This is a genomic window from Aeromonas sp. s4, assembly GCF_040907855.1.
Lineage (GTDB): Bacteria > Pseudomonadota > Gammaproteobacteria > Enterobacterales > Aeromonadaceae > Aeromonas > Aeromonas caviae.
The window spans coordinates 57176-63986 of the sequence record NZ_JBFOCP010000029.1 but is presented as its reverse complement, the minus strand read 5'-3'; the positions used below and the strand labels follow the sequence as shown (position 1 = coordinate 63986).

Below are 6811 nucleotides of genomic sequence, written 5' to 3'. Positions count from 1 at the left end.
CCGGCAACGGTGTGCTCCCAGTCGATCTTGCGGTAGGCCATGGAGACCTGGATCAGCTGGGTGAAGTCGGACTTCGCCGGGTCCTGGCAGTGGGGCATCTGGCAGTCAATGTCAACGATGGTGGCATCGGTCAGCACAGTGCTGAAGAAGTGCTCCTGCTTGCCCTCGACGGAGGTGCGATACCACTTCAGGGTCACTTTCGGCAGCATCTCGCCGGAGGCCAGGGAGTTGTACATCAGCGGCACGGCCTTGTTCAGGGCAACGGTGAACTTGAACGGCTTGTGGACACGCTGACCCGCCGGCTGACCGGATTGCGGATCGGTCGGCACGGTGACGACGTGCTGGAACTCTTGTACCAGCATCTCGTCTTCATGGCCCTGCACGAAGATGTTGCCGACGGAATCGGAGGTGAAGGCACCGGCGGTGATGTTGCCCTGGGTTTTACCTTCGATGCTGATATAACATGGGGTTGGCATGGAATTGCTCCTGATGGTTGAACGGTTATGACACTCGCCCGAATCCGTTAGCAGCGTCCATGCCACTCTTTTTACCCATTACATTTCAATCAGTTATAAAAAACACCCCCATAAGGCAGTACGCTCGGCGCAATAAGTTGTACTTTTCAACACGTTTGACCATCAGTCATTGCACTGGCAGTTCAATCTTCTGGTATGTGCGCAATTTTTTGCGCCAATCCGACGGGAACACTACTGCTCATCCACATTGGCAACGGCGGCCAGCTCTACGTTCAACCTCACCACCCCCTGTTTCAACGCCCAGGAGATCGCCTGGCACTTGCTGCTGGCCCCCAGCTTGGTGACCACATTGTTCAGATGAAAGGTCACCGTGCGCGGGGTGATCCCCAGGATCTGCGCAATATCGCTCGTCTGCTTCCCTTCCGCCGCCCAGCGGCATACCTCCAGCTCGCGCAGGCTCAGGGCATCATGAGAGGACTCCCCTACCAAACAGACCCTCACCACCGCCTCGAAGATATGCATGGATAGCCAGCTGAGAAAAGGCACCGCAGAGAGCCACTGCGCTCTGGTGCGAGGTGTGCTGGTGATCAGGGAGAGCAGGCCCACATGACCGTTGGCCCCGTGCCAGGGAAACGTAATGCCGTCGCGCAATCCCGCCTGCTGCGCGAGCATCATCACAGCAAGGCGCTCATCGTCACAGACCCCCTGCACCATGAGATCCGCCCACAGGATGGGGGTGCTCTGCTCCATGCCGCGCTGGACGACGGGATCGATGGCAAAGAAGTTGGCCTGGGTATAGGCGTCAACCCACTCCTGAGGACAACCATTGAAGATGGTGACATCCGGTCGCTGTATGGTGCTGGGAGACATCAGGGCCAATCTGAAGTAGTCAAATCCCGCCTGTGTCGTCAACTGGCGCAGCAACGCCACTATGGTGTGCTCATCGTCGGCCTGTTCGAACCGGGAGATGAGATCTAACGCGTAGCTTGTATCCATGTTGTCGAATTGTTTTCAAATGGTGTCAGCATTGTTTTTCATGAAACCCAATGGGAGCTGAATCACGTGCCAACAAATAGAAACGGAACCCGTGAAACCCTGATCTCAGGGCCCGCCACGAGCCTCGGGGGCTCGCTCTCGGCGGGATGGAGGGCATGACGCAGAGTGAAATACCAATAACCAGAAATTAACTGCATTAAAATCACGAGTTTTTTCAAAAAACATCGCAATCATATAACAGCACTCGGCGGGGAAGGGATAATAAACTTTCCAGATGAGACCTTGGTCACTGACAGGCCGATCATTTTGTGTCCCGTCCCCCGTTTCTGGCCCTTTACGGGCTTCCCCGGCCTGGCACCGACTGTTAACATGCGCCCCTTATGCCTGTTATGTGCTCTGGGGTGGCCGTCACGCCGCCCTGACCCTGCCCTGTGCGGCCTCTGCCGCCTGACTCCGGTGATGCCGACCGGCCGGTTTACCCGACCATCAACAGCCAGTCCAACCCTGTGATCCCCGCCATTCCCCCTGATTTGCGGGCCTGTGGCCATGGATCCTCAACGAGCGAGAAAATCCCCATGCTGGAACGTGCAAGACAAGAGTGGTTCTCCAACATACGGGGCGATCTGCTGTCGGGCATCGTCGTCGCCCTGGCGCTGATCCCGGAGGCCATCGCCTTCTCCATCATTGCGGGCGTCGACCCCAAGGTCGGCCTCTATGCCTCCTTCTGCATCGCCGTGGTCATCGCCTTCGTCGGCGGTCGTCCCGGCATGATTTCCGCCGCCACCGGCGCCATGGCACTCCTGATGGTGACCCTGGTCAAGGAACATGGCCTGCAGTATCTGCTGGCGGCCACCCTGCTCACCGGCCTCTTTCAGATAGCGGCGGGCTACCTCAGGCTCGGCAGCCTGATGCGATTCGTCTCCCGCTCCGTGGTGACCGGCTTCGTCAACGCCCTGGCCATCCTTATCTTCATGGCTCAGCTGCCCGAGCTCACCAACGTCACCTGGCAGGTCTACGCCATGACCGCGGCAGGACTTGGCATCATCTATCTGTTCCCGCTCGTTCCCGTGATGGGCAAACTGCTCCCCTCCCCCCTGCTGTGCATCGTCATCCTGACGGCGGTGGCCATCCCCCTGGGCATCGACATCCGTACCGTGGGCGACATGGGCGAGCTGCCCGATACCCTGCCGGTCTTCCTCTGGCCCGACGTGCCCCTCAATCTGGAGGCCCTGGTCATCATCTTCCCCTACTCAGCGGGGCTGGCGGTGGTGGGACTGCTCGAGTCCATGATGACGGCAGCCATCGTCGACGAGATGACCGACACCCCAAGCGATCGCAACCGCGAGTGCAAGGGTCAGGGGATCGCCAACATCGGCGCCGGTCTGCTGGGAGGCATGGCGGGGTGCGCCATGATTGGCCAGTCCGTCATCAACATCAAATCCGGTGGCCGCGGCCGCCTCTCCACCTTCGTGGCGGGGACCCTGCTCATCCTGATGGTGGTCTTCATGGATGAGTGGATCCGTCAGATCCCCATGGCAGCCCTGGTGGCCGTGATGATCATGGTCTCCATCGGCACGTTTTCCTGGGAGTCGGTACGCAACCTGAAGAGCCACCCCCTCTCCACCAATCTGGTGATGGTAACCACCGTCGCCGTGGTGGTCGCGACCCACAACCTGGCACTCGGGGTCTTCGTGGGGGTGCTGCTCGCCTCTCTCTTCTTCGCCCACAAGGTTGCCCGCGTCATGCTGGTCAAGAGCGACAGCGAGCGCAGCGGCGCCGTGCGTACCTATCTGGTGCGGGGCCAGGTCTTCTTTGCCAGCGCCGAGCAGTTCCTGGCCAGTTTCGATTTCAGGGAGGAAGTGGAGAAGGTGGTCATCGACCTGACGCACGCCCACTTCTGGGACATTACCGCCATCACGGCCCTCGACAAGGTGGTCATCAAGTTCCGCCGTGAGGGGAAAGAGGTGGCGGTCATCGGCCTGAACGACGCCAGTACCACCCTGGTCGATCGCTTTGCCATCCACGACAAACGCCAGGAGGGAGAGCCCCTGCTGGCCGAGCATTGATCCCGGTGCGCCCCATGAGGGCGCTGCCTGCAAGCCATAAAAAAAGCCCGTCTCTCCCCATGAGATGGGCTTTTTTGGGCTGTTGGATCACAGTCAACACACGCGCCTCGGCGCGCCCATCCCGAGCCGATGCGGCAATGCGGGGTCATGACCTGCCGTCAGGGTGCAAGAGGGGCCAGGAAAGCAGGAACAGGGTGCCGCCCCGCCCGCCGGATTGGCAGACCGCACTGCCGCCGTGAGCCTCGGCAATGGCCTTGACCACGGCCAGCCCGAGCCCGCTGCCGCCACTCTTGCGTGAGCGTGACGGATCCCCCCGGCGAAACGCCTCGAAGATATGGGCGGCGACCTCCTCGCTGATGCCGGGCCCTTCGTCTTCCACGCTCAGGATGCACTGGGTGCCCGAACGATGCAGGCGCACTGTCAGCATGCCCGGCACCCCATGCTTCTGGGCATTTTCCAGCAGCGCCATCAGGGCCTGACGGATGCGAAGAGCATCGCAACAGACCCAGAGTTCGGCATCGAGCTCCCGCTTGATAGTGAAACCGCTCGCGGCCAGGGGGGTGGCAAACGCCTCAAGCACCTCGGCAAGCTCGTCGGCCAGCCTGATCGCCTCTCGTTGCAGCTCCAGGTGGCCGCTGTCGTTGAGACTGAGTACCCGCAAGTCTTCGATCAGGTGGGTCAATCCCTCCACCTGGCGCAACAAACCTTCAAAGAGCGCACGTTCTGGCGGAAATACCCCTTCGGCCAGCCCCTGCAAGCGGCCACGCAAGATGGTCACCGGGGTGCGCAATTCGTGGGCGATGGCGGCATTCCAGAACTCCCGCTCGCGGGTCATGCTCTGCAGTCGCTCGGCCATGGTGTTGAAGTCCCGCACCAGTTGCGCCGTCTCCCCGATCGCCTGTTCATCCAGCGGCACGCGCGCATCGAGTTTGCCCTCTGCCACCTCTCGCAGGCTGTTCGCCACCGAATTGAGCGGGGTCAGGATGCGCCGAGAGAGGCGCACCGCCACGTACAGCGCCATCCCCAATGCAATGAGAATGGTCGAGCCAATCCAGATCATCTCGACCCTGGAGGGCATCCAGCTCTCGGAGATGCTGCCAGGCACATAGGTCACGGCAATGGCGTAGAACACATAGGTGCCGATCACCGCGAGGGAGATGATGCCTAGCGCCATCAGCCCCAGAGAGCGGATGATCTGCCTGCGCAGGCCGGGGGCCGATGTCACGCATCGCCCCCGAAGCGATAGCCGACGCCCCAGACACTGGCGGGCACCCCCTGGATGCCGTGCGCCTCCAGCTTCTTGCGCAGCTTGCTGATGTGGCTGTCCACCGTGCGCTCCTGGGTATCCCCCTCCGGCAGGCAGTGGGTCAGCAGTTCGGCGCGGCTGAACACCCGCTTGGGTGCCCGCATCAAAGAGGCGAGCAACTTGAACTCGGTCAGGGTCAGATCCAGCACCTGCTGCCCCTCATCGCGGCAAATGCAGGCCTCGTGGCTCTCCAGATCGATCTGGAAGGGGCCGACCCGCAGCACCCGGGCCGTGGCCTGTTTTGCTGCCTGGCTGCGTCTGAGCACCGCCTGTACCCGGGCCACCACTTCGGCCGGGTTGAAGGGTTTGACCACATAGTCATCCGCCCCCATGCGCAGCCCCATCAGCTTGTCGAGGTCCTGATCCAGGGCGGTCAGCATGATCACCGGCGTGTCGCCACGGGCCCGGATCTCGCTGAGCACCTGCCAGCCGTCGAGCTGCGGCATCTGCACATCCAGCAACAGGAGATCGGGTTTGCATGTCTGGTGCATGGCCAGGGCTTCGCGGCCATCGGCGGCATGCAAAGTGCGCAATCCGTGGCGTTGCAGGTAAGCGGCGAGGATGTCGGCGATCTCGGCTTCATCCTCTGCAATCAGAACCAGTGACTGGGCCGCCGGGTTGGCGGAAGCAGGAAGATACGACATGGTCGGACTCGAAAATGGGGGGCTTGAACTTTATCACCGCCTCCATGGATTCTCCACAAAGCCTCGAATCATTCGCAATAGCCCCTCTCCATAATGCCCGCTCGATGTGCTCTCGCGGCAACACCATGCCGGGGAGACGGTTTAACGAGGTGAGTATGATGTTTGTCAAACAGCGGTATGCGGGCGCCCTGCTCGCCGTCATTGCCGTATTCGGGTTGGCAGGTTGCGATGGGGCGTCGCAAGCGCAAGATGCGCCGACCCTTCCTCAGGTGTCGGTGATGACGCTGGCAGGTCAGGACCTGGTCATCAGCGAGGATCTGCCCGCCCGGGTGGCCGCGCTGCGCAGCGCCGAGATTCGCGCCCAGATCAGCGGCATCGTGCAGCGCCGCCTGTTCGAGCAGGGCGCCGAAATCGGCGCAGGCACAGTGCTGTTCCAGATAAATCCGGCCCCCTTCAAGGCGGATGTCGACAGCGCCGCCGCCGCATTGCAGCGCGCGGAGGCCGTGCTGGCCCGCGCCCGCATCCAGATTGAGCGTCTGCAGCCGCTGCTGCGTACCGACGCCATCAGCCGCCAGACCTATGACGATGCCGTCTCCCAGCGGGATCAGGCGGCCGCCGACGTGGCTCAGGCCAGGGCGACCCTGGCCCGGCACCAGCTGAACCTGCAATTTGCCAGCGTGGAAGCCCCCATCGCCGGGCGCATCGATCAGGCTCTGGTGAGTGAAGGGGCCCTGGTGTCCCCCACCGATACCACCCCCATGGCCAGGATCCAGCAGATCGATCAGGTCTACGTCGATGTGCGTCAACCGGCCTCTGTGCTGGACACCCTGCGCCAACAGGCTGGCTCGACGGCACCGGAACTGGCGGTGGACATCCTCGGCAGCGACGGCAAGCCGCTCGGCATGCAGGGGCACATCCTCTTCTCCGGCATCGAGGTGGATGCCGGGACCGGTGACGTACTGCTGCGGGTACTGGTGGACAACCCGGAGCGGCGCCTGTTGCCCGGCCTCTACGTACAGGCGCGCATTCCCCGTGCCCGCTATGCCAACGCCCTGAGCGTGCCTCAGCAGGCGGTGGTGCGCACATCGGGCCAGACCAGCGTGTGGGTGGTGGATGGCCAGGGGCAGGCACAACTGGTTCCGGTCAACACCGCTGAGCTGATGAATAGCCAGTACCGCATCACGTCCGGGCTCAACGCCGGACAGCGGGTGGTGATCGAGGGGATCGACCGCCTGACCCCGGGGACGCAAGTCATTGCCCATCCCTGGCAATCCCCCGCAGTCAGCCAGCAGGCTGACGCCGGTAACCGTTGAATCGGAGACA

Annotated in this window: 6 protein-coding genes; 2 read left to right on the top strand and 4 right to left on the bottom strand. The window is 62.3% G+C overall.

The window, feature by feature from the left end:
* Together hcp1 and AB5Y89_RS08620 are read right to left on the bottom strand one after the other, a co-directional pair.
* Positions 1-476: type VI secretion system effector Hcp1 (gene hcp1, locus AB5Y89_RS08625; protein ID WP_368178243.1), on the bottom strand; the 476-nt coding region annotated here is incomplete at its 3' end.
* A 231-nt stretch (positions 477-707) separates the two neighbouring features.
* Positions 708-1472 carry a LuxR family transcriptional regulator gene (locus AB5Y89_RS08620; RefSeq protein WP_151028140.1) on the bottom strand — a complete coding sequence of 255 codons (765 nt, stop codon included), beginning with the start codon at positions 1470-1472 and terminating at the stop codon, positions 708-710.
* Positions 1473-2047: 575 nt separating this feature from the next.
* On the opposite strand from AB5Y89_RS08620, the gene AB5Y89_RS08615 reads away from it, so the two are divergent.
* On the top strand, positions 2048-3538 hold the full coding sequence (locus tag AB5Y89_RS08615; protein WP_368223534.1) for a SulP family inorganic anion transporter: 1491 nt from the start codon (positions 2048-2050) through the stop codon (positions 3536-3538).
* Positions 3539-3683: 145 nt separating this feature from the next.
* On the opposite strand, the gene AB5Y89_RS08610 is transcribed toward AB5Y89_RS08615, so the two are convergent.
* The gene (locus tag AB5Y89_RS08610) at positions 3684-4763 is read right to left on the bottom strand and encodes an ATP-binding protein (protein ID WP_368223532.1); all 1080 of its coding nucleotides are present in this window, start codon (positions 4761-4763) and stop codon (positions 3684-3686) included.
* Positions 4760-5488, bottom strand: a complete 729-nt coding sequence (locus tag AB5Y89_RS08605; RefSeq protein WP_368223530.1) for a response regulator — start codon at positions 5486-5488, stop codon at positions 4760-4762. The genes AB5Y89_RS08610 and AB5Y89_RS08605 overlap by 4 nt, the downstream gene beginning before the upstream one ends.
* Positions 5489-5643: 155 nt before the next feature.
* Between AB5Y89_RS08605 and AB5Y89_RS08600 the strand changes: the two genes are divergently transcribed.
* On the top strand, positions 5644-6801 hold the full coding sequence (locus AB5Y89_RS08600) for an efflux RND transporter periplasmic adaptor subunit (protein WP_368223527.1): 1158 nt from the start codon (positions 5644-5646) through the stop codon (positions 6799-6801).
* Positions 6802-6811 lie beyond the last annotated feature (10 nt).